We start from the raw sequence: 22,850 nt of genomic DNA, 5'->3' as shown, positions 1-22,850 counted from the left end.
GCGGGAAAGCACAAAACGTAAGACGCAACAGACCGCGCGTTAGCGAGGGTTGTGGCTTACGTGTGTGCCCGCGGAAAGCGCTAGCCTGTAGCGGAAATCAACTGCAGAAGTGTTTTCTTTTAAAGTAGATGCCATATAAATAAACACTATCAAAAAGATAAATATAGAATATTCTGTTAACTGGTGATAAAATTACAAGTATAAACATATAGTACAAGTTAAAAGTCATACTGTTCGTATTTTTTTCAAGGAGGTATTCATGATAAATAAAAATGATTACGAGAATGTTGCCTTTAACCAATTAGAAATGCTTCGAAATGAAATTAATAGAACGAAAATGAATAGAAATTTATTCAATAAAATTGATAACTATTATGTACTTTGTATTTATGAACAACAGAAAATTGCCAGCAATGATAACACGACCAAAGCTATTACATTGACTAAAAATGTAATATCCAATTCTTTTGTTATTTGGGATCGTACCTATAAAGAGAGCGAACAATTATTCATGAATTTACGAATTTCTTCAAGAAATCGCGTAATTATTGAAATAGCAAAAAATATCGTTTCATTTTTACTGCAAAAATACGAGGACCAACTAAACGAATCACAGAAGCGAAAATCAACACATCGTAATGCACTTCAGCTTGAAAAATATGTCCTTCGTATGGAGCATATTATCAAAGCAAACACGTTTCTTGGTGAAGATACTGCATGGGAAGAGTTTTGCTCTTGGTTTCAAGTCTATTTAACAGAATGGGTACTTGAGGAGCTAGAAAGTTTAATTGGCTATGAAATGATGGATCAGATGAGCAATGAGGAATTAAATGAAGTATTTTATCAACAAATGACGAAAAACCTGTCATCAAATGATACGTTTATTTCAAAATATACAAACATAGTGAATAACTATATGACAGAATGGTTTCATAACATTATTGCATCAATGAAGCTAGCAGTTTTAACAGTAGAAGAAATTGAATCTATGTTGCAAATAACTGCATCTAAGAATCAGGATTCCCAGCCTCTTAGTAAAACTATCGCTTTTACATTAGGCGTAGAACATCATCTACATGTCATGAATAATGCCCCTTATCAATATGTGAGGGAAGCACTTTATAAAAACAGTTTTCAAAACATCGAAACTACACCATGGCCCACAACACCTTTATATAAAGGTAATTTAGAAGGAATTATTCAAATACGTCCATATCACACTACTGAGCACTCCTTCGCTACACAATTGTTGATAGAGAAAGCACATAATCAAGCGCAAAACTTAACAGATTTAGACGTAGATATGTTTGATGCATTATGTAGTATTTTTTTATCAAAAGCACGGTATACAGAAGATATCATTGAAATACACTTTACTGATTTATTGATGATTCGCGGCTTGAAACCAAAGTTAGGTGGTGAAGGGAGAAGAGGCGGTTATGAGCAGCAACAAAAGGACAAAGTTTTGCAATCGCTTACAAAAATTCAGAGCTTATGGCTCGAATTAAATAAAGCAACGGTCTATGAAAAAGGAAAAGCTGTTCAAACGCAGCTCCAAGGACGGACATTCCTTTTCGTCGATCATAATCGAAATGAATATGATATCGCACAATTAGATAACCAAAAAACATTTACATTTACAGTTGATAAAGTTTTTACAAAGTATTTGTATGGATCCGGACGGCAAATTGCCCTTTTACCTATTCAAACGCTTCATTACAATCCGTACAGTCAAAAATGGGAAAAACGATTGGCGAGATATTTTAGTTGGCGATGGCGAACACAAGCAAGAAAGGGCGATTTCTTGCAGCCAAATAAAATTCGAACTTTACTAGAGGCAATTGGAGAAAATGTAAATGAACGCACACCATCCCGTACGAGAGACCGCTTAGAAAAAGCATTGGATCAATTGCTGGAAGATGGCGTACTATCTGCTTGGCATTATCATAAATGGGATGAAACAATTGCTAATAATAAAGGCTGGGTTCGGTTATGGTTAGATGCAACCATTCTTGTTGAACCACCTGAAATTATAAAAGAACAATACCGGTCTATTGAAAAAACAAAAAGTACAACTCATTATGCACTAGATTTCCAAGACAGTGCCCAACATAAAGCGAAAGGAGCCACAATTGGTAATCAATTAAGAGCGATACGCAAGCAATTTAATTTGTCTCTTTTACAAGTTTCAGAAGAACTTGAAATTTCACCTTCTTATATTAGTAATATAGAAAGAGGGGTTAAAACCCCCTCCGTCAAAATCCAAACTAATATAAGTCGCTGGTTGCAAAAGTTTATTTAAAAGAATATCTATAACTGCCTTCATATATCGAGCAAATACGATATAAAAGGGCAGTTTTTTTATTTGTCCCCACCTATCTGCTATTTTCATTTTTGCTCCTTTCACCATTTCTACGGCTTTTATCTTGTACATTGCTAATCATTTAAATGGCGTATATTTCGTTTTTTAGCTTTTATCCTTCCCATAAGTCGAGGTTATCGTGCGTAGATGTCGTGAGTAGTGTGTACACGAAATAAAACACCAATTTTTAAACCCTTGCTATACGTACGTTTCTCACATGTTTTTCTTTTTTTTACTCCCTAATAATTAAATCATTTTACATGTATTTATTTTCAGAATATTTAAAACAGGTTCGTTACAATAGACAACATAATCAATTGTTTTTCTATTATTCGAAACCGAGGTGAAATAATGAATAAAGAATTGAAAGCTTATGAATCGCTAGAACCATTGTTTAATCCAAAGTCTGTTGCAGTACTTGGTGCTTCCACAAATCCATATAAAATTGGATACATTCAATTGAAAGCGCTTATAGACGGCGGTTTTGCTGGAGACATTTATCCTATTAATCCGAAAGCTAGTGAAATAGAGGGCCTAACTTGCTATCCTTCAATCACAGCTGTCCCAGGGGATATAGATTTAGCAATATTTTGTGTCGGTGCGGAACAAATTCTGGACAATCTTAAGGCATGTGCGAAGAAGAATATAAAAGCAGCAATTATTTTCGCATCTGGATTCTCTGAAACTGGGGAAGAGGGTGTTCTGTTACAGCAGGAATTAGCTAACATCGCAAAGGAAAATGGCATCCGAATCATAGGTCCAAACTGTGTTGGGTTAGTTAATACAACGAATGGAATGATTGGCACGTTTTCACCATCTATTTTGGCAGTACCATTACATGAAGAAAAAGCTGTGGGCTACGTTTCGCAAAGTGGCGCATTTGGTGTATTAACGTATATGGCTGCAGCGCAAAATGGTTTAAGCTTTAATTATTTTGCAAGTGTTGGAAATGAAATGGAAACAGAATTTTCAGATGTAGTAGAATACATGATTCATGATCCAAAAACGAAAGTCATTACAGGCTATTTAGAAGGGGCTAAAGATACTAAGAAGCTTCGACGTTTAGCAAAGGAAGCACTTAATCGTAACAAGCCAATTGCATTGATGAAAACAGGCAAAAGTTCAGCCGGCAGCAGAGCAGCTGCTTCACATACAGGCTCGCTTGCGGGATCAGATTTAGTTTACGATGCATTTTTCAGGCAGAGCGGTATCGTTAGAGTCGATGATTATGAAGATATTATTACGTTTTCAAAATTATTTTTATCTAATAGACTACCACAAGGGAAAAATACAGTGTTAATTACAAGTTCGGGTGGACGAGGTATTAACGAAGCAGATCGATGCGAAGGGCTAGGGTTAAATATTATTGCGCTAAGTGAAAAGACAAAGGCAGAAATTAAAAAGCATGTTCCATCTTACGCAAGTGCAATCAACCCAATTGACTTAACAGCTGCCGCTTCAGTAACGAATCCAGAATTATATATAGCGCCACTTCGAGCACTTGTAGCTGATCCAGAAGTTCATAATATTATCCTAACTGAATTTCCGTTGTACTGGGAAGCAGATAATCCATACTTACAGGAGTTTATCGATATATGTAAAAACTCAGATAAATTCGTCTTTATTACGACATTCCCATTAGAAGGTATGTCTGTCCCTAAAGGAAAGGATGAACTTGAGAAAAACGGCATTCCTGTCATTCCAGGTAATTTAAATCCAATCAAAGGCTTAGCAAAGCTTGTAGAATATAGCGAAAGTTATAGGAAACATCAACAAGCAACGGTCCAAGAAGAGGATTCCGCTAAGAAACGTATAGACATGTCACATGTAACTGGTTCGACATTAAGTGAAGCCCAAGCAACTGACATTTTAGATCTTTACGGGATTCCAACAACAAAACGAACTGTCGCTACGACGGCTGATGAAGCTGTTCAGTTTGCGAATAGGATTGGTTACCCAGTCGTGTTAAAAGTCGATTCAGCGGATATACCACATAAAACCGAGGCAGATGCAATTCGACTAAATGTTCAATCAGCGAACGATGTAATGAAAGCGTTTACCGAAATTTATCACAATGCAAGAAAATACAAAGCAGATGCTCAAATCAACGGTATTTCTGTTCAGGAAATGCTTCCTGAAGGAACAGAGGTCATTATCGGCGCAACAAAGGATCCGAATTTCGGTCCAGTAGTCATGTTTGGCTTAGGCGGTATTTTTGTTGAAGTATTTAAAGATATTTCATTTAGAGTGGCGCCACTAACAAGGGCCGATGCCGTTGAAATGATTGAAGAAGTAAAAGGCAAAGCGCTTCTGACAGGGGCACGTGGAAAAGCGCATGGCGATATTGAAGCCATCATTGACGTGTTACTGAAGGTATCGAAGCTTGTCACTGAAAATGAAGAGATAATAGAAGAATTAGATATTAATCCTTTAATCGTCTATGAAGACGGCGTAAAAGCAGCAGATGCGATGATCGTCGTGCAGAAAGATGTGTTAGAAAAGTCAGTAGTCAGGGGGTAATGATATGGAGCTAGATCAAAGCTTAATTGGTTTAACAGGACCACAATATGTTTTTGAAGTAGAAAAAAGGCACATTCGCCAATTTGCCGAAGCAATTGGTGATCCTAATCCGTTATACGTGGATGAAGAATATGCAAAATCAACTATTTATGGCAGCATCATTGCACCACCAAGCTTTCCAGTCGCGATAGGAGCTGACAGTGGGCAAGGAATTAATTTGCCGTTAGATTTTAGTCGGATGCTGCATGGAGAGCAAGAGTTCATTTATCATCGTCCAATTCGCCCAGGTGATCGTTTGCACTGTCAAATGAAAGTGACTGACGTATATGAAAAAGAAGGAAAAAATGGGCCAATGCAGTTTTTAGTAATGGATACAGAAATGAAGGATGAAGAAGGCGAGCTAGTTGTAATTAGTCGTACAAATATCATTTATCGTGCTGTAGCGAGTAGCAAAGCGTAAATAAGCTGTTGAACGAAGATACAGAAATCTTCGTTCAACTTTTAATCCATCACTAAAGGGGGAAAAAAACATGCTTCAATTTAAAAATTTACATGAAGGACAAAAGCTCGAACCACTTTTGAAGCCTGCTGTTACAAAGGTACAGCTTGTGAAATATGCCGGTGCATCAGGGGATTTCAATCCGTTACATACAGATGATGCATTTGCGCAAAGTATTGGGATGCCGGGTGTTATTGCACATGGCATGCTTGTAATGGGCTTTCTTGGTCAGTACATGATGGACCTAGCAGGTACTTCAGCTGCACCGACTAATTTTAAAATGCGCTTTGGTGCGATGACAAGACCTGGTGATGAAATTACATGTTCTGCCATTGTCAAAAAAATTTATGAAAACGAAGCTAAACAATTCGTTGATTTAGAACTATATGCGGAAAAAGCTCCAGGAAAAGTAGTTGGATTTGGAGAAGCGACATTACAAATGATTTAACAAATGGAAACAAGGAGGTTGGCAATATGGCTACTATTAAAGATCGCTATGCCATTGTAGGCGTAGGAGAAAGTGAACGTTCGAAAAATTCAGGTACAACACCTTTACATTTAGCATTAGACGCTGCCCGTGCTGCGTTAAAAGATGCAGGTTTAGAAGCGAGAGAAATCGATGGCTTTATGAGCTACTCTGAAAATGATTCTTGTACATCCCATCAGTTAGCAACCTATTTAGGCGCGCGACCGAAATATGTTAAAGACATTATGGGGGGCGGAAGCAGTACAGAAATGCTAATTGCGGATGCCATCGGATTAATCGAAACTGGTCAAGTCAATACCGTGTTAATTTATCGTGCAATGAATGGCCGCTCTGGCGTTCGTATGGGCGGTGGTGGCTGGGATGTAAATATGCTTCAAGGGGCAATGGATGGCGGAAGTTTTTTCATTCCTTATGGGGCAGGTGGACCAGGTCAATGGTTCGGCTTATTCGCTACGCGTCATATGCAACAAACAGGACTTACACACGAACATTTAGGCCACGTCTGTGTGAGCTTTTATGAGCATGCACAACGAAACCCAAAAGCGTTCTTCTATGGTAAGCCATTATCAATGGAAGAGTATTTAAAGACGCCATCTTTAAGTTATCCATTTAATAAACATGATTTTTGCTTAGAATCAGACGAGGCGAATGCCATTATCGTCACATCCGCTGAGAAAGCAAAGGATTGCAAGTCAAGACCTGTCTATATTATGGGCATTGAAGCGAGACGGACAGTATCACATGCGCATTACTGGACGAATTTAGATGAAGTAGCATCAGACTTCGTTGCACCTTCCCTTTATAAAAAAGCAGGGGTTACACCACAAGATATTCAAGTCGCTTCGATATACGATTGCTTTAGTTGGGTAGTATTGCGCCAATTAGAAGCATATGGCTTTGCTGCACGTGGCGAAGTAGGTGATTTCGTTGCAAGTGGCAATTTAAAAATGGGTGGCAAGCTTCCTACGAATACAGCAGGGGGCATGCTATCGGAAGGTTATACGCATGGCATGAACAATGTCCTTGAAATTGTTCGTCAAATTCGTCACGAGTATAAAGGTACAGATCGTCAAGTCGAAAATTGCGAAATAGGCATTTGTACTGGCTGGTCTGGCCCAGATATTGCGGGTGCAATGATTTTAAGAAACTAGGAGGGAAAATCATGAGTTATCAAAAACCAATTCCACTTAAAACACAAGACAATCAACCATATTGGGATGCAGCTGATCGGCATGAGCTAGTCCTACAAAAATGCGAAACATGTAATTCTTATAATCACCCACCTGGCCCAGCTTGTTCAAAATGTGGTTCCACAGAACTTAGCTGGGAAAGTCAAGGTTCGGCTATTACGGGAACTATCTATTCGTATGTTGTGTCGTATCGCCCGTTCCTACCGGGTTTCCAAGATGATTTACCAACGATTATTGTTGTCGTACAACTAGATAATTTAAAAGAAGTAAAAATAATTGGCAATGTGCTTGCATGTCCACCAGAGGAAGTAAAAATCGGCATGCCTGTAAAAATGACTTGGCAGGATATTACGGAAGATCGAGCTCTTCCACAATGGATACAAGCATAACAGATTAATATCGTTTTAAAAGAAAGGAATGATTACATGGATTTTTCATTTACGAAAAAGGAAGAGCAATTTCGTCAAGAGTTAAGAACTTGGCTAGAAGCGAACTTACCAGATGGCTGGTTACAAGGGGAAGTGCAAGTAGATAAGGAATCAAAAGAATATGAGTTATTTTTACGAGATTGGCAAAAGAAACTATATGAAGGTGGTTGGGCCGCGATTGCGTGGCCTAAACAATATGGTGGACGCAATGCAACGCTTATGGAGGAAATTGTCTATCAACAAGAGATGGTACGTGTCAAAGCACCACCGTTAATTAATTATGTAGGTCTGCATATGGTTGCACCGACATTGATGCAAATTGGTACGGAAGAACAAAAGGAAAAATATATCGAAAAAATTATTACAGGTGAAGAAGTTTGGTGCCAAGGTTATTCAGAGCCGAATGCAGGATCCGATGTAGCGGCAATTCAAACGACAGCTGTAAAAGATGGTGACCGTTGGATAATTAATGGGCAAAAGGTTTGGACGAGTTTCGGTCATGTAGCGGATCGCTGCTTTTTAATAACTAGAACGAGCCGACTAGAGAAAAAACATAAAGGTATTACAGTATTCCTTCTCGATATGCATCAGCCAGGGGTGGAAACACGACCAATCGTCTCAATGGATGGTCAAAAAGATTTTAATGAAGTGTATTTAAATGATGCCATTGCGTATGATGCAGAAATTATCGGTCAAGTAGATGAGGGCTGGAAGGTTATCATTGCTCTTCTAATGCATGAACGAACTGGAATTGGTGGTCAAGTATTTACTCTCGAACAACAATTCAATGATCTAGTTGCGTTAGCTAAGGAATTGAATGATGAAGATGAGCCGCTTATTAAAAATCCATTCATTCGTAAAACAATGGTGGATCTATACACTCGTTCACGTGGGTCACTATTAAACTATTATCGAAATTTAACAAAGCAATTGAAAAATGGCCATCCTGGTGCAGAAAGCTCTATGGATAAACTACTTGTTAGTGAATTAACAAAAGAACTGTTTGCGCAAGCGATTTCGATGCAAGGCCATCATGGCGTCCTATGGAAAGAAAACGCATTGATGGATCGGTCCTATTGGCAGGACAATTATTTGTACTCTTTTGGTCAGACAATCGGCGGTGGAACAAGCGAAATACAAAAGAATACCATTGCTGAACGAATTCTAGGTTTACCAAAAGATATGGGTCGATAAAAAGCGGGGGTGTAAGATATGGATTTCTCTTTAAATCAAGAACAAGAAATGTTTCGAAACTATGTACGTAAATATTTAGATGATGTCGGACAAACAAAAGTAGCCCGTGAGTTTACAGAAGGCAATACAAGCTCATTTCAAGCACTGTATGCTGGATTAGCGGAACTTGGCTGTGCAAGTGTGAATGTGTCAGAAGAAAATGGTGGTATGGGGCTAGGTCAGTTAGATTTAGTACCTATTTTAGAAGAGACAGGTCGAGCATTGCTTCCAGGCTTATATTTAGAAACAAATGCTTTAGCGGTACCGTTATTGGAGAGATTTGGTACTGAAGAACAAAAAGCTAAATATTTATCAGCTATTGCTAGTGGTGAGCATACCTTTACTGTTGCATGGTTAGAGCCTAGCGGAAACTACAAGCCTTCAAATGTAAAATTAAATGGCACATTGCAGGATGACGTTCTAACGTTGAATGGTGTGAAATCATTAGTACCAGACGTTGAGCTTGCCAATAGCTTACTCGTTCTAGTGCGTACTTCTGAAGGGCAAGGTGCGGAAGGAATATCATTAGTAATTGTTGATTGTGATGATGTGTCACTACAAGTGCAACCGCAAAAAAACATGGATGAAACCCGTTTGCTTGCCGAAGTGACTTTTAATAATGTCCAAGTTTCAAGTCAGCAAATTCTTGGCACTATTGATCATGGGTGGGATGTTTTGCAAGAGGGTCTATTATCATTTAATGCAGCCCTTTGCTCATCGATTGTTGGAAGTATGGAAAAAATCGTTGAGACAGCCGTTGAATATGCGAATATTCGTGAACAGTTTAATCAACCGATTGGAAGATTCCAAGCGATTAAACACCGATTAGTGGATATGAAAATGGATTTAGAAACAGCTCGTTCGTTAGCCTATTATGCAAACTGGGCGATTGAAAGTGATGCTGCTGATAAAGTAGAAGCGGTTTCAAGTGCTCGCTTATTTGCTACCGAGGCATTTATAAAAGTCGCATCTCAAAGTATTCAAATTCATGGTGGGATCGGCTTTACTGAAGAAATTGATTGCCATCTATATGTGAAAAGAGCGCGTTTCTATGAAAATTATCTAGGAAGCACACAGCAATATTATGAGCAGGCAGCAGTTGCCTTAGGTTGGTAGTAGATTATCTTACGTCTTAAACATTGCAAAGGCACTATGCTGCAATGTTTAAGCGAATCTCATATTTGAAAGGGTGGGAAAGACATTGAAAACATTGAATAATTTGAAAGACTATCAAAATGTCATTAACGGGAAGGCAATTCCATCATCTTCAGGTAATAAAATGGATAGCTATGATCCTGCAACTGGTAAGGTGTGGGCAACCATTCCTTGTAGCACTGTCGAAGATGTTGAAGCAACGGTGACGGCTGCTCGTACTGCCCTTCCAGGTTGGTCAGCACTTCCTGCTAGTGAAAGAGCAAATTATTTACGTCGTATTGGCGATATGATTGCACAATATGGCGATGAATTGGCTGAACTAGAAACGAAAGATAATGGTTGGGTTATTCGTGAAACAAAGTTCGGACTTATTCCTATCCTATCAAGTATGTGGTATGATGCCGCAGCGGCAGCTACTAATGTTGGGAGTAAAGGCGAAACCGTGCAACTTGGGCCAAATACTGTAGGATTTACAATGCGTGAACCTTATGGAGTCGTAGTAGGCATTATTCCATGGAATTCAGCATTATGGACATTTACGGTGAAAGCAGCAGCGGCACTTGCTGGTGGCAACACGGTCATCATTAAACCATCGGAATTAGCAGCAGCTGCACCGCTCCGTTACGGAGAACTTATTCAAAGTATTTTACCACCAGGCGTTTTAAATGTTATTTCTGGTACAGGCGCTGAAGTGGGCGATGCGCTCGTTCGTCACCCAAACGTCAATAAAGTAAGCTTAACCGGTTCAGGGAAAACTGCGAAAGCAATCGCCGAGTCCACAGCGCAACATCCTAAATCAATGGTCTTAGAATTAGGTGGGAAGTCACCAAATATCGTTTTTGAAGATGCTGATTTAGCGAAAGCAGCAAATGGCGTCACAGTAAATGGTATTTTCACAGGCAATGCAGGACAGCTTTGTGTCGGCGGCTCACGAATCCTAATTCAACGATCTGTCTTAGATAAAATGATTGCTCTAATGAAAGAAGAAATAACAACACATATTCAATTGGGCAACACATTAGACATGCAGACGCCAATGGGACCGGTTGCCAATGAAATGCAATATAAAAAGGTTTGCTCCTATATTGAGCTAGGGCAACAAGAAGGTGGAGAAATTATCGTTGGCGGACGCTTCGGTGGTGCCAACTTGTTACCAGGTCAAGATGATTTAGCGGATGGCTATTGGATCGAACCAACCTTACTAAAAGTAGAAAGTAATAACTTGCAAGTTTGCCAAGAAGAAATTTTTGGGCCAGTTGCTGTCGTGATACCATTTGATACAGAAGAAGAGGCACTTGCCATTGCCAATGATACAGAATACGGATTAGGTGCCGGTGTTTGGACATCTGATTTAAATCGTGCACATCGAATGATTCGCTCTATCGAATCTGGAAATGTGTGGGTAAATACGTATCGCATCGTTGGAACTGAACTTCCATTCGGTGGCCAAAAAGCGAGTGGCTTTGGTACAGACTCTGTACTCGAATTCACACGTGAAAAAACATGCTATATTCAAATTGGCTAACGTCTAACGACGGATAGACAGGTATGAAAATATAATCGTTAGGACAAGTAAACATGAAACGGGGAATAGTATGCCACAAGCAAAAAATGGACTATTTTATGGATGGTATATTGTTTTAACAAGCTTCTTGATTATGTTTTCGGCATTCTCCATTGTAAATTCTCTACACAGTTTATTTCTTGTGCCGGTAACAAGCGAATTGGGCATGACAAGAACGACTTTTTCAATTGTACTTTCCGTTGGAGGTCTTGGTGTTGCGATAGCTTCACCTTTTATGGGAAAGCTCCTTGCTAAAGGCAATATGAAGTTAATAATGTCTGTATGTGTTATTTTTGCAGGCTGTGGCTTTATGTTGTATTCCTTTGCGCAGTCGGCAATCTATTTTGCCATCATCGCTTTTTTTATAGGGGTATGTGTTGCTGGATTTTCCAATATTCCTATCTCCATTATGCTAACGAATTGGTTTTATGAGAAAAAGGGGCTAGCAATGGGATTGGCATTCGCTGGATCAGGTGTCGGGACGGCAGCACTTAGCCCTATTTTAACAACGTTAATTTCAAATTATGGTTGGAGAACAACTTATGTCATTGCAGGCGTACTAATTATCGTTATTTCGTTGCCATTAATTTTATTTTTCACTAAGAAAAACCCTGCTGAAAAAGGGACGATGGCACTTGGTGCAGATCGTGTCCAAGAGGAGCAAGCAAATACCACTCAATCGGGTTTAACGCTGGCTGAGGCAAAGAAATCAGGCGTGTTTTGGCTATTTATTTTCGGTGTCGTATGCTTTGCGCTTGTTGCAGGCGGGGTACAAATGCATATACCGGCTTATTTAATTGATATTGGCCATCCTGCGTTATTTGCTGGAACAATTTTCGGTCTGTTATCTTTATCAAATACTGTTGGAAAGCTAATTCTTGGAGCTATATTCGATAAATTTAGAACAACTGGCGGAATCCTATTTGTCGGTGTTTGTATGACAATAGCGATGGTGTCATTGCTAATGGCAAACGCTAAGAGCTTTGCATTTGTATTCGCGATCGCTTACGGATTTAGTATTGTCATTGCTACAATCGGCCCTCCGTTTATGACAGATGATTTGTTTGGAAAAAAAGATTTCGGTGCCATTTTTGGCTTCGTACAGGTATTCTTCGTTGCAACGAGCTCACTAGGCGTTATCGTTTCTGGTCTTATCTATGATCTTACAGAAAGCTACAAAGTGGCATGGATCATTTTTCTAGGTTTATTTATTCTTAGTATGCTTTGTATTTTAATCGCAAATAGTATGACAAAGAAAAAGCGCTCAAATGTTGAGGAGATTGTTATGGAAGAAAGTATTGAAGTTATTTAATATCGTTCGTATTTTTAAGAGAGTTTCCTCCAACAGGAAGCTCTTTTTTGTTATGGCTTCATCAGCAACGTCAAGAGACTGATTGTAGCCTACTGCATTTAGTTAAAACTAATTAAGTGAAAAAGGTAGAAATGTCGTTCAAACAGCTTGTCTACCTATCGATTAAGCAATTCGGCAAAGAGGAATCATAGAAAAAACCTATGATTATTATAGAAATTATAGAATTGATTGATAGGTGGTCGTTTTTTATAATTTTATATAAGCACTAATTATTGTTAATGGGGGAGGAACTACTGATGACAAATATTGCTGGTATTCATATACCTGACAGCCGATTGGCATTAGACGCACAGGATATTTTAAAGGAACATGGTTCACAATTGCTGTGGAATCATTCAAATCGAGTGTATTTGTTCGGTGCGCTACAGGGCGAAAAAGCAAAGAAAAAATATGATGGAGAGCTTCTATACGTAAGTGCCTTGTTTCATGATTTAGGCCTAACAAAGCATTATAGTAGCGAAGACAAACGCTTTGAGGTGGACGGTGCCAATGCAGCACGTCAATTTTTAGCCCATTATCAAATAGATGAAAATGCCATTCAGTTAGTATGGGACGCCATCGCCCTCCATACGACAATCGGAGTTGCTGAGCATAAAGAAAATGAAGTGGCATTGCTCTATGCAGGGGTAGGGCTCGATGTGATGGGAGAAGGCTATTATAATTTGACTGATGAAGAACGCAAAGCCATTATAAAAGCATTTCCACGGAATCAATTTAAAAAAGAAATTTTGCCAGCCTTTTTTGAAGGATTTAGACATAAGCCTGAAACAACATTTGGCAATATAAAATCGGATGTCTGTGCACTATATATTCCAGACTATAAACCTAAAAATTTTTGTGATTGCGTATTGCACTCACCTTGGACTGAATAAATTAAGCGTAGATAAGGGGGATATATAGATGTTAAAACTTGCACAAAAGAAAATTCGACATGAAGCATTACAACATAAAATTGTATCAGCTCAAGAGGCCGCATCTTGGATAAAAGATGGCATGTTATTAGGAATGAGTGGCTTTACACGGGCGGGTGATGCAAAAATAGTACCACTAGCACTTGTAGAAAAAGCAAAAACGGAAAAATTCCAAGTGGACGTTTATACAGGAGCATCACTTGGTCCAGAGGTGGATCAACTGATGGCTGAAGCAGGGATTATTCGTAAGCGTGCACCTTATCAAGGTGATCCAGCTATTCGCCAACTAATAAATAGTGGAGAAGTATTGTATACAGATGCCCATGTATCGCATAATGCCGAATTAATTCGCCAAGGAATCGTTGGGCCGATTGATTATGCGATCATTGAGGCTACTGCGATTACTGAGGATGGCTTGCTTATACCGACTACCTCTGTAGGAAATTCTCCAATTATTTTACAAATGGCTAAAGAAATTATTATTGAACTAAACGTTTCGCATCCTGATGCACTGGAAGGTATTCATGATATCTATATACCAGATGTACAAGGGAAAAGGGAGCCAATCCCATTAACGCATGCAGGGGAGCGAATCGGAACAATCGGCATTCCAATAGATATGACAAAGGTACGTGGTATCGTGCTATCTGAACAAGCAGATGCGCCTTCTACAATTGTACAACCAGATGAAGAAACTGCTAATATGGCAGAGCATTTACTTAATTTTCTACGTGATGAAGTGAAAGCTGGCCGTTTAACAAAAACGTTAGCACCGCTCCAATCTGGTGTAGGATCGGTAGCAAATGCCGTGTTAAATGGGTTTTTAGAATCTGAATTCGAAGATTTAGAAATCTATTCGGAAGTATTGCAGGATGCGGTATTTGAGTTAATCGACGCAGGCAAAGTGAAATCTGCTTCTGGGACATCCATTACATTGTCAAAAGAACGTGGTGAGCAAGTATATAGTCAACTAGAAAACTATTTAGACTGTTTGATTTTACGACCTCAAGAAATATCGAATCATCCTGAAATTATCCGCCGTTTAGGTTTGATTTCGGTCAACACAGCACTTGAAGTTGATATTTATGGAAATGTAAATTCTACACATGTTTCTGGAACGAAGATGATGAATGGTATAGGAGGTTCAGGCGACTTCGCTCGCAATGCACGTTTAGGTATATTTGTAACGAAGTCCTATGCCAAGGGCGGTACTATTTCAAGTATTGTCCCGATGGTCTCTCATGTAGATCATACCGAGCATGACGTAGACGTTATTGTGACAGAGTTTGGTGTAGCGGATTTACGGGGCTTAGCACCAAAAGAACGTGTACCATTAATCATCAATCATTGTGCACATCCAGATTATCGTCCGCAATTATGGGCGTATTATCATGCTGCAGTAGAGAAAACAGGCAATCATCATACACCTCATTTACTTGAAGAAGCACTTTCATGGCATGTGCAACTTGCGAAAACAAAGACAATGAAAAAATAAAGCGAAAGATGGCTAAGTTTAGTACTTAGTCATTTTTTTCGTTAGCCCATAATATAAATCCACAGAACTTCACTTATTTACAGCGAAGTTTTGTGGATTTGTTTTGTTAAGAAGATTTTATTAATAGATGAATAAGATTTAGACTCTCTTTTGAAATAGAAAAACCAGCTTTTTTAAGTCCATTAATCATTAATTGAATGTAAGCTTTCGCTGCAAAATTAATGAATTTATCTTTTCTATATAATAGGACGATTTCACGTTCTAAGGGAGGATTGAATATTGTGCGCTTGCAAATCGTATTGGAATAATATTGGTCATAAAGTGTTTCTGAAATAATTGTTGCGCCAACATTTTGTTCAACTAAATTAAAAATGGCTTGAACACTCGCAGTTTCTATTTTTGGGTGGACATGAAGCTTTTCTTTACGCGCTACACGATCAATCAATTTCCTGCATTGATTGATTGCTGGAAACAAGATAAGTGGTGTCGTTAATACATCTTGAAAGGCGATTTTTTCAGACTCTATAGGATAATCACGATGTGCTACAAATAGCAGTTCTTCTGTAAACAGTGGAATCATGATAAGCTGCTCTTCTTCATAATCAAAATATTCTTGTTTATAGGAAATAGCAAAATCAATTTTATTGTCTTTAACCTGTTTTAATAAATCATCTGAACTATTAATACATACTTCTAAATCTGGGTAATCACGATGGTAGTCTGCTAAATAATTGGACACCAAATTTGTTAATTCACCAGGTAACGTACCAATTACTAATTTACCTGCTTTTAATTGTTTCAAGTCAATGATTTGATTGCTTGTATTATCGATGGCACGAAATATATGAATACATTGCTCATGCAATATTTTACCGGCTTCTGTAATCGCGATTTTTTTCCCTATACGATCAAAAAGTGGAATGCCAAGCTCCATTTCCAGTACTTTAATTTGTTGGCTTAGCGTTGGTTGAGAAATATTTAATTTTTCAGCAGCCTTTGTAAAATGAAGTTCATCACATAGTACTTTAAAGTATTCAAGCTGGCGTATTTCCATAGACGTACCTTCTTTATTTTTTTCTAATATTATAACATGCTTCAAATAGAGAATCTTACAATCTAGCGAATGACAACTTGGTTTTGATAATGCCAAAAGGCTTGTAAAAGATGGATTGTAATAGTAATTTTCAGCTTCGAAAGCCTACAAATCACGCATCTACAACCATCTTGTGAACCTAAAATTCCAGATTAAACGAGCGAATAGAACGTTTAGTATAAAGTGCTATCGGTTAACCTAATTGTATTAAAAAATACTTAAATGGAGGTGTGTAATACTTGGATAATATGGCTAATTTGAATTTTCCTCCGTTAATGGTTGAGCTATTAGAAAAGTTTTCACCTTCCGATGACACAAACTTAAAGCCTTTACAAATAGAAGATAATACAGTATTTATCTTTTACTTAAAATCAGCAATAGATGGTGCTAAATTGCACGAAATGCTCATAAAGCCTTTTTTCGAAATGAAATCAAATAAAAGTTTTACATTCTATATTGAATCGTTACCGAACTTAACAAAAATGCAATGTGGGGAAGACCTTCTAATCGAAATAACGAAGGGCTATGTCCTATTAGCGATTAATGATGCTTTTTATTTGATTGATATTAAATTAGTCAATTCAATGGCCTTACAACAAACACTCATTGAGCCTACTGTATATGGACCTCAAACAGCATTAAGCGAGGATATTGAAACGAATTTAAACATCATTCGCCAGCGTTATCATGAACCAACATTAAAGTTTGACACGCATGCTTTAAAAGGAAAAAGTCACAAGACTTTAATCATTATGTATGATGAAAGAACAGTAAAGCAATCTGTTCTTCAAAATATTCAAGAAAAAATAGAAAATTTAGACGTCCCGCTTATTCAATCTACTGGAGAATTACAGTTACACCTAAATGGCTCTAAATTTTCCCTTTTCCCCATTACCATTTTGACGGAGCGACCTGACCGTATTTCTTACAATTTGGCGGCAGGGAAAGTGGTAATTATGTTAAATGGGAGTCCTCAAGCTTTAATTGCTCCCGTTGTATTTTTTGACTTTATGACATCGATGGAAGATAACTACCATACTTACTGGATAACTACTTTTACATTAATTCTCCGGTATATTGGTTTATTTGTCTGTTTTGTATTACCTGCTATGTATGTTGCGATAACATCCTATACGCCAGACATACCAAGAACCGAATTGGCACTTACTGTTGCTGGGAGTCGAGTAGGCGTTCCATATCCGTCCTTTATCGAAGTAATCTTTATGCTTATTTTTATGGAGTTTCTTACAGAGGCAAGCATACGATTGCCAAAGGCTATTAGTGCAACGGCTACGACAGTTGGTGGGCTAATTTTAGGGACTGCGGTTACTGAAGCTACATTAGCATCGAATATAATGATCATTATTGTTTCAGCTGTTGCCATTACAAGCTTTGTCATCCCGATTAGTGAGATGAGTTTTTCTATTCGAATTTGTAGGTATTTATTAGTCATCTATACTACGCTGTTCGGTATGATGGGGTTAATTTTAGGATCTATATGGCTGCTAATGTTCTTAGTAAATAAACGGAGTTTTGGTGAGCCATATTTAAAAGTGTATTGGCGGTCAGATAGGAAGGAATTAGAGGTGCAATCAAAAAGATGAGCAGGTATCTATACTACTTTATACTTGTCACAATGGTTACAAATCTTATTGCATCAGTGCCCAGAATTTTAATGAGAGATAGTAAAGACGGCGTCATACTATCTATGATAATTGCAGTCATTTTGGGAGCTATTCTTACTATCATTGTCATTAATTTATTTAGTTACTTTCCAAATAAAAGCTTTCCAGAAATAATGAAGGAGAGTACGCCTAAATGGTTTTATTATCCCGTCTTATTCTACTTTGCCTGTTCATGGTTTGCAGCGGGGCTCATTACACTTACAACGTATGTCTTTATGTTTAATACATTTTTGTCCTATGAAACCTCTATAACCATTACGACACTTGCATTTTTATTGGTCATTTCTTTTGGCCTCTTTATAAAAGAAAAAAGTGTTCTTTATATGACTGAGCTAATATTAATCATTTTTTTACCAGTCATTATCTTTTTAATCATAAAAATATATACTGAACCAAAATTAGAATGGGACTTTGTCAAAATTGCATTTACGTACATCAATGATTATCCTAGCTATAATTCTTTTTCAGCATCTACGTATATTTTTATTGGCGCAGTGAACATCATTATTTTTAATAAATATATTAAAATAAAGAAAAAAGCAGGACTAAAGCAATTTGCCATATTAGGTATTGTAGGTGCCTTTACTTTATTTACAACCTATTTTATACCGATTGGATTTAATGGCTTCGAACAAATTGAAAATCTTACGTTTCTATGGATTACTACAAGTGACTCAGTACGTATGAAGTATTCACTTATTGAACGCGTTACGTTTCTTTTTGTCATCGTATTTATTGCGGTTGCCTTTATTAGCTTATTAATACATTGGTATGTGTCGTTAAAATTATTTGAAAGCATATTCCATTTTAAAAAATTGAAATGGAAAGAAACAAACCTCACACCTTTTTTAGTTGTTCTTCTATTTGGGTTAATTGCATTAGCTACGACACGTGTCATAAATGAATTTGAATTAGTGAAATTATCAATGCTTTTTTATGATTTATTACCGTTATTTTATGGTGTGTTAATCGTTAGTTTACTAACTGCTAAACGGAGGCTCAAATTATAATGGCACATTTAAAATATTTTGCTATGATGGTTGTCGTTATGAGCTTTCTTACAGGCTGTGGTTTTAAAGATATTGATAATCGAGTGTTTGTTACAGGAATTGGAATTGATCCTTCCGAGAATGAGGAAGGGACGTATAGAGTCACTCTGAAATTAGCGATACCTGTTTCCATCAAATCAAAGAGTAATACTAGTTCAAGTTATCAGTTTTTAGTGCATGAGGGAGATAATATCGGCGAGATTATCCAAATTTTAGAGACCCATACGGATAAAGTTTTAGAGTTTGGACATGCAAAAGTTATTTTAATAAATGAAATACTGTTAGAAGAAAATTTAAAAAATTTTATGGATTATTTATTTAGAAGAGGGGATATCCAATCTATTGCATATATAGGTGCTGCTAGAGATTCTGCTGAAGAGGTGTTAAGAACTTTACCAAAAGGGGAATCTGTAGTAGCTTCTCCATTAACAAAGTTTTTTGGTGAAACAGGGAATGATAGTCCTTATGTCGTTTCTGTCTATTTATATGAAATTCGAAGGGATTTTCACAGTAAAGGGATAGATGCAATACTACCTATCGTTGAGACCAACAAATCAGGTACACAATTAATCGTAAATAAATTATTAGTAGTAGGCGATAAAGGGAAACCACTGGAACTAACATCTAAATATACGCAAGCGTTTAATGCGCTTAAAAATAGCGTTCCTGGATATAGTTTTAGACTCGACAGCGAAGGTTACAAATTATTAATAAATATGACGACAACGAAAATGAAATACAACATCATACAAGAAAATGGACAACCGAAATCTATAAAGGTTAATGTTGAAATGTCTGGTACAATAAGTCAGTCAAATAAGACGTTATTAATGGATAAATTGGAAGACTATAATAAATTAGCTTCGAGAGAAATAAAACAGGAATTGGAAAAAATGTTTACTTCCTTTCAAGAAAAAGACCTCGATCCTTTTGGATTTGGAATGAGGTACCGGACAATGCAATTACATCAAAAGGGTACCATTAAAAAGTGGAAAAATGCGTATCCTGCATTACCATTTGATGTAACCGTAGACGTCAATTTAAAAACTACAGGAACCATTGATTAATTTCTTTATAGGTTGTTATCTAGCGCTTGTTAAGAACATGAACGATTAAATAATTTAAAGGGCCTTTCTAAATAGAAAGGCTTTTACATTTTATAAAAGCATATGTGTCGCAGAAGCGGAAGAACAATTTAAGGTATCTTTGCATAAGACATTCGTTCAAAGTCAGTTGAAACAAAGATGTACCACAAGAAAAATTCTTCATCCATCGAAAAAGTAGACGAGCATCCTGTAAGAATAAGAAACAAAAGAGTCAATAACGAACATTTTTAAGGTAATTACATTTTAATATTCGTATAAATTAATTAAAAATGCGCATTGCTCATCGGCTGGACAGTTGGCTAAATGTTTAAAACACGAACAATGCATTGAATGCATACTTAACATGGATGTTGAAATGTGGGAGCGGTATTTATTGTATGAACGAATGAAATTTAATACTTTTGGGTCAAGGTCGAATCAGCAGGGAAGAAATCAGCTGGAGGGGCTATTTACACCTGCATTGCAAAAAATGGTCATCTTTTCACTAGCACTTTCATGGTGGGAGGGATGTGGTCAATATGGCATTTGCCATTATGGTTTATAGTTGGTTCAAATCAAACGAGCATGAATTTTCTTTGGTTTACACTTATTGCTTTGGCATTATCATTTTTAATGACAATCATTAGTCAATACACGAAAAGTATTTTTCTCTTTCATGCTTTGATCAATTCATTTTGGGAAGTGTATATTCCAAATTCAAATCTTTCGTCCGGGTTACTTACGCTTGTCTTTGCACTAATTATTTTTATTGCATTTGAAGTCTATCAAAAGAAGAATATAGCAAAATGTCATCATTTTCTTCATGGATAACAATCCATGAGAAAATGATTTTATTTTAAAAGAGCGTTACTACACAGCAATGTAGTAACGCTCTGATTGTATTTAATCGTATAAATTAGATGCGCCAGTGTCTATTTGGGCTTCAAAGTAACGGTTCCAAGGAAGACTTACATCTGAATCAGTTAATGTAGGAGCAGAATTAAAGAATACTAGACCTAAGCTTCTAGGCCCATTCATTTTTTCGATAACACGTCTGCCAGAAAAAGATTTAACAACCTCATTTTGTGCAGCTTGCATTTGAGTTAGCAGGTAATTATCAATAGCTTTTATTTGAGAAGATGACATTGTACTAGATTGTTCAGGCACACCACTTTTCATATTCCAAACATTACCTTTGTACGTATTAACAATTTCTTTTTTAACATTTTCTTGTCGATTCGCCTTGTAACCATAATCTTCTATAATTCGATCAATTGACAAAGAAGCAAAAGCTTTTGAAGCATCTCTCAGTTTAGTAGAATCTGTTTCATATTTCATAAAATTCATCCTTGAGCCAGCAGTACCTAAAGCGATTCCCATACGATTCCCTAATGTATTCCAAGCAGAGTACGCAAGCATACGAGAGGCATTTGTTCCCGCTAATATGTTGCTCATTATATAACTATCAGCATGATCACTATAAAAATCCAACACAACTGTAGGTATACTGTTTACCATATTGCTTTCAAAAGCAGAAACTAACGCACCGCGATAAATGGATGCAGGACTTAAAACTAGGAGACTGACATCAGCTGAATTTTTATCGGTTACATAAGTACCACCGCTAATTTCAATTTGTTTCTTTAAAGTAGCGTGTACATTTTCATAACCGTATTCATCCTTAATGACCGTTGTTTTGCCGTCTGTTCCAAAATACTCAACATAGTATTTTAAAGATGGCTGATTGTAAAGCTCTTTCGTCATACGAGCTAATAAGTTTAGAGAAATACCGTCAATATCAGATACAATTCTTGATTTAGCGATCCCTAAGACGTTATTTTGTTGCCATGTAAGCCAATTAATCTCATTGGTTTGAATTGTATTTTCCAATGGATTTGAATCATCTACACCGAAAACGGCATAATCAATTTTACCAGCAGATGTTTTGTCAACGACTATTTTGTTTAAATCGAACTTTCTCGCTCTAGCTGCATAATATTTAGATTTTGTTGCTTCAGAAAGATTAGTAAATTGAATTTTTCCACCACCAGCTGGGTTATCTTTAACATAAGCAATATCATAGTTAGCTTTAACATTGGCGTGACTTGAAGAATTAAGATTGCGAGGAATTTTCCCAAGTATACGTAAATTGTCATAATCTTTCTGTGTCAAACCCTCGTATTCTAGCGTGGACGCAAAACGCATTACAGAATCAAAAACATAAATAGGCTTGTTAGGGAAAGCTTTATCAATTTCATCAATAATATTTAAATTAGAAGTCCCTTGAGCAGTTGAGTACGCTGGTGAAAAGCTTCTAGATTCAACTAAACCACCAGAATGAATCATGTCAGCCGAAAAGATAAATCCGTCTGCTAAATGGTCATTATCTTTAATCCATTGAATAACAGCAGAAGCATCACCGCCATGTGACCCTGTACCTGTATAGTCTTCTTGTAAATTAGTAGCAATAATGTTTTTAGGTGGCATGATTAATTTAATACCAGCCGCGGCTGCTGCCTTTTTAACGGTATCTGTGTTCATAGGTCTGTCGTCCAAAGGCACAAGCATAACTGTTTTGTTTGGATTAGCTACTTCTGGAATAGCTGCTTCAGCCTTTGAGAAAGGAAGACTGGACAATATGAGTCCTGCTGCTAAAACGGAAACCATAATCTTTTTCATTTTATTTTTTTTCAAAATCAACTCTCCTTAGTTATTTTATTAT

Annotated in this window: 18 protein-coding genes; 16 read left to right on the top strand and 2 right to left on the bottom strand. The window is 37.2% G+C overall.

All coding sequences use genetic code 11. The features are described from left to right. Positions 1 to 259: 259 nt before the first annotated feature. The 12 genes from ACIQXW_RS07275 (at position 260) to scpC (ending at position 15,216) form a co-directional block, all read left to right on the top strand. The gene (locus ACIQXW_RS07275; protein ID WP_402760775.1) at positions 260 to 2,302 is read left to right on the top strand and encodes a helix-turn-helix domain-containing protein; all 2,043 of its coding nucleotides are present in this window, start codon (positions 260 to 262) and stop codon (positions 2,300 to 2,302) included. A gap of 411 nt (positions 2,303 to 2,713) precedes the next feature. Then, complete coding sequence (locus tag ACIQXW_RS07270) at positions 2,714 to 4,882, top strand: acetate--CoA ligase family protein (RefSeq protein WP_402760773.1); 2,169 nt, start codon at positions 2,714 to 2,716, stop codon at positions 4,880 to 4,882. A gap of 4 nt (positions 4,883 to 4,886) precedes the next feature. Beyond that, entirely contained in the window at positions 4,887 to 5,342 is a 456-nt protein-coding gene (locus tag ACIQXW_RS07265) for a MaoC family dehydratase N-terminal domain-containing protein (RefSeq protein WP_401016724.1), read from the top strand. Between the two features lie 70 nt (positions 5,343 to 5,412). Further along, positions 5,413 to 5,829: a MaoC/PaaZ C-terminal domain-containing protein gene (locus ACIQXW_RS07260; protein ID WP_340824593.1), complete on the top strand. Its 417-nt coding sequence runs from the start codon at positions 5,413 to 5,415 to the stop codon at positions 5,827 to 5,829. A gap of 26 nt (positions 5,830 to 5,855) precedes the next feature. After that, on the top strand, positions 5,856 to 7,019 hold the full coding sequence (locus ACIQXW_RS07255) for a thiolase C-terminal domain-containing protein (RefSeq protein WP_401016721.1): 1,164 nt from the start codon (positions 5,856 to 5,858) through the stop codon (positions 7,017 to 7,019). An 11-nt stretch (positions 7,020 to 7,030) separates the two neighbouring features. Then, on the top strand, positions 7,031 to 7,447 hold the full coding sequence (locus ACIQXW_RS07250) for a Zn-ribbon domain-containing OB-fold protein (protein ID WP_340824595.1): 417 nt from the start codon (positions 7,031 to 7,033) through the stop codon (positions 7,445 to 7,447). Positions 7,448 to 7,483: 36 nt separating this feature from the next. Then, positions 7,484 to 8,680, top strand: a complete 1,197-nt coding sequence (locus ACIQXW_RS07245) for an acyl-CoA dehydrogenase family protein (protein WP_402760770.1) — start codon at positions 7,484 to 7,486, stop codon at positions 8,678 to 8,680. Positions 8,681 to 8,698: 18 nt separating this feature from the next. Further along, positions 8,699 to 9,835 carry an acyl-CoA dehydrogenase family protein gene (locus tag ACIQXW_RS07240; RefSeq protein WP_402760768.1) on the top strand — a complete coding sequence of 379 codons (1,137 nt, stop codon included), beginning with the start codon at positions 8,699 to 8,701 and terminating at the stop codon, positions 9,833 to 9,835. An 85-nt stretch (positions 9,836 to 9,920) separates the two neighbouring features. Beyond that, positions 9,921 to 11,399: an aldehyde dehydrogenase family protein gene (locus tag ACIQXW_RS07235; protein WP_340824599.1), complete on the top strand. Its 1,479-nt coding sequence runs from the start codon at positions 9,921 to 9,923 to the stop codon at positions 11,397 to 11,399. A gap of 70 nt (positions 11,400 to 11,469) precedes the next feature. Next, positions 11,470 to 12,750: an MFS transporter gene (locus ACIQXW_RS07230; protein WP_402760766.1), complete on the top strand. Its 1,281-nt coding sequence runs from the start codon at positions 11,470 to 11,472 to the stop codon at positions 12,748 to 12,750. 293 nt (positions 12,751 to 13,043) lie between these two features. Further along, positions 13,044 to 13,682: an HD domain-containing protein gene (locus ACIQXW_RS07225; RefSeq protein WP_402762474.1), complete on the top strand. Its 639-nt coding sequence runs from the start codon at positions 13,044 to 13,046 to the stop codon at positions 13,680 to 13,682. 28 nt (positions 13,683 to 13,710) lie between these two features. Further along, the gene (scpC, locus tag ACIQXW_RS07220) at positions 13,711 to 15,216 is read left to right on the top strand and encodes a succinyl-CoA:acetate CoA-transferase ScpC (protein ID WP_402760764.1); all 1,506 of its coding nucleotides are present in this window, start codon (positions 13,711 to 13,713) and stop codon (positions 15,214 to 15,216) included. A 106-nt stretch (positions 15,217 to 15,322) separates the two neighbouring features. On the opposite strand, the gene ACIQXW_RS07215 is transcribed toward scpC, so the two are convergent. Next, on the bottom strand, positions 15,323 to 16,270 hold the full coding sequence (locus ACIQXW_RS07215) for a LysR family transcriptional regulator (RefSeq protein ID WP_401016712.1): 948 nt from the start codon (positions 16,268 to 16,270) through the stop codon (positions 15,323 to 15,325). Between the two features lie 287 nt (positions 16,271 to 16,557). Here ACIQXW_RS07215 and ACIQXW_RS07210 point away from each other — a divergent pair, with 287 nt between their 5' ends. The 4 genes from ACIQXW_RS07210 to ACIQXW_RS07195 all read left to right on the top strand — a co-directional run bounded on the left by ACIQXW_RS07210 (position 16,558) and on the right by ACIQXW_RS07195 (position 20,959). Next, positions 16,558 to 17,913: a spore germination protein gene (locus ACIQXW_RS07210; RefSeq protein WP_402762471.1), complete on the top strand. Its 1,356-nt coding sequence runs from the start codon at positions 16,558 to 16,560 to the stop codon at positions 17,911 to 17,913. Further along, positions 17,910 to 19,004, top strand: a complete 1,095-nt coding sequence (locus ACIQXW_RS07205) for a GerAB/ArcD/ProY family transporter (protein WP_402760761.1) — start codon at positions 17,910 to 17,912, stop codon at positions 19,002 to 19,004. Before ACIQXW_RS07210 ends, ACIQXW_RS07205 begins: the two co-directional genes overlap by 4 nt. Further along, positions 19,004 to 20,110, top strand: coding sequence for a Ger(x)C family spore germination protein (locus ACIQXW_RS07200; protein ID WP_402760759.1), 1,107 nt, complete (start codon positions 19,004 to 19,006; stop codon positions 20,108 to 20,110). Before ACIQXW_RS07205 ends, ACIQXW_RS07200 begins: the two co-directional genes overlap by 1 nt. Before the next feature lie 546 nt (positions 20,111 to 20,656). Further along, positions 20,657 to 20,959, top strand: a complete 303-nt coding sequence (locus tag ACIQXW_RS07195) for a hypothetical protein (RefSeq protein ID WP_402760757.1) — start codon at positions 20,657 to 20,659, stop codon at positions 20,957 to 20,959. 72 nt (positions 20,960 to 21,031) lie between these two features. Here the strand turns inward: ACIQXW_RS07195 and ACIQXW_RS07190 are convergent, their stop codons facing one another. Then, on the bottom strand, positions 21,032 to 22,822 hold the full coding sequence (locus ACIQXW_RS07190) for a DUF4127 family protein (protein ID WP_402760755.1): 1,791 nt from the start codon (positions 22,820 to 22,822) through the stop codon (positions 21,032 to 21,034). Positions 22,823 to 22,850: the final 28 nt, after the last annotated feature.

Source organism: Lysinibacillus sp. NPDC097162 (genome assembly GCF_044762185.1).
In the GTDB taxonomy this organism is placed as follows: domain Bacteria; phylum Bacillota; class Bacilli; order Bacillales_A; family Planococcaceae; genus Lysinibacillus.
This window is presented reverse-complemented; position numbering and strand designations above follow the sequence as displayed.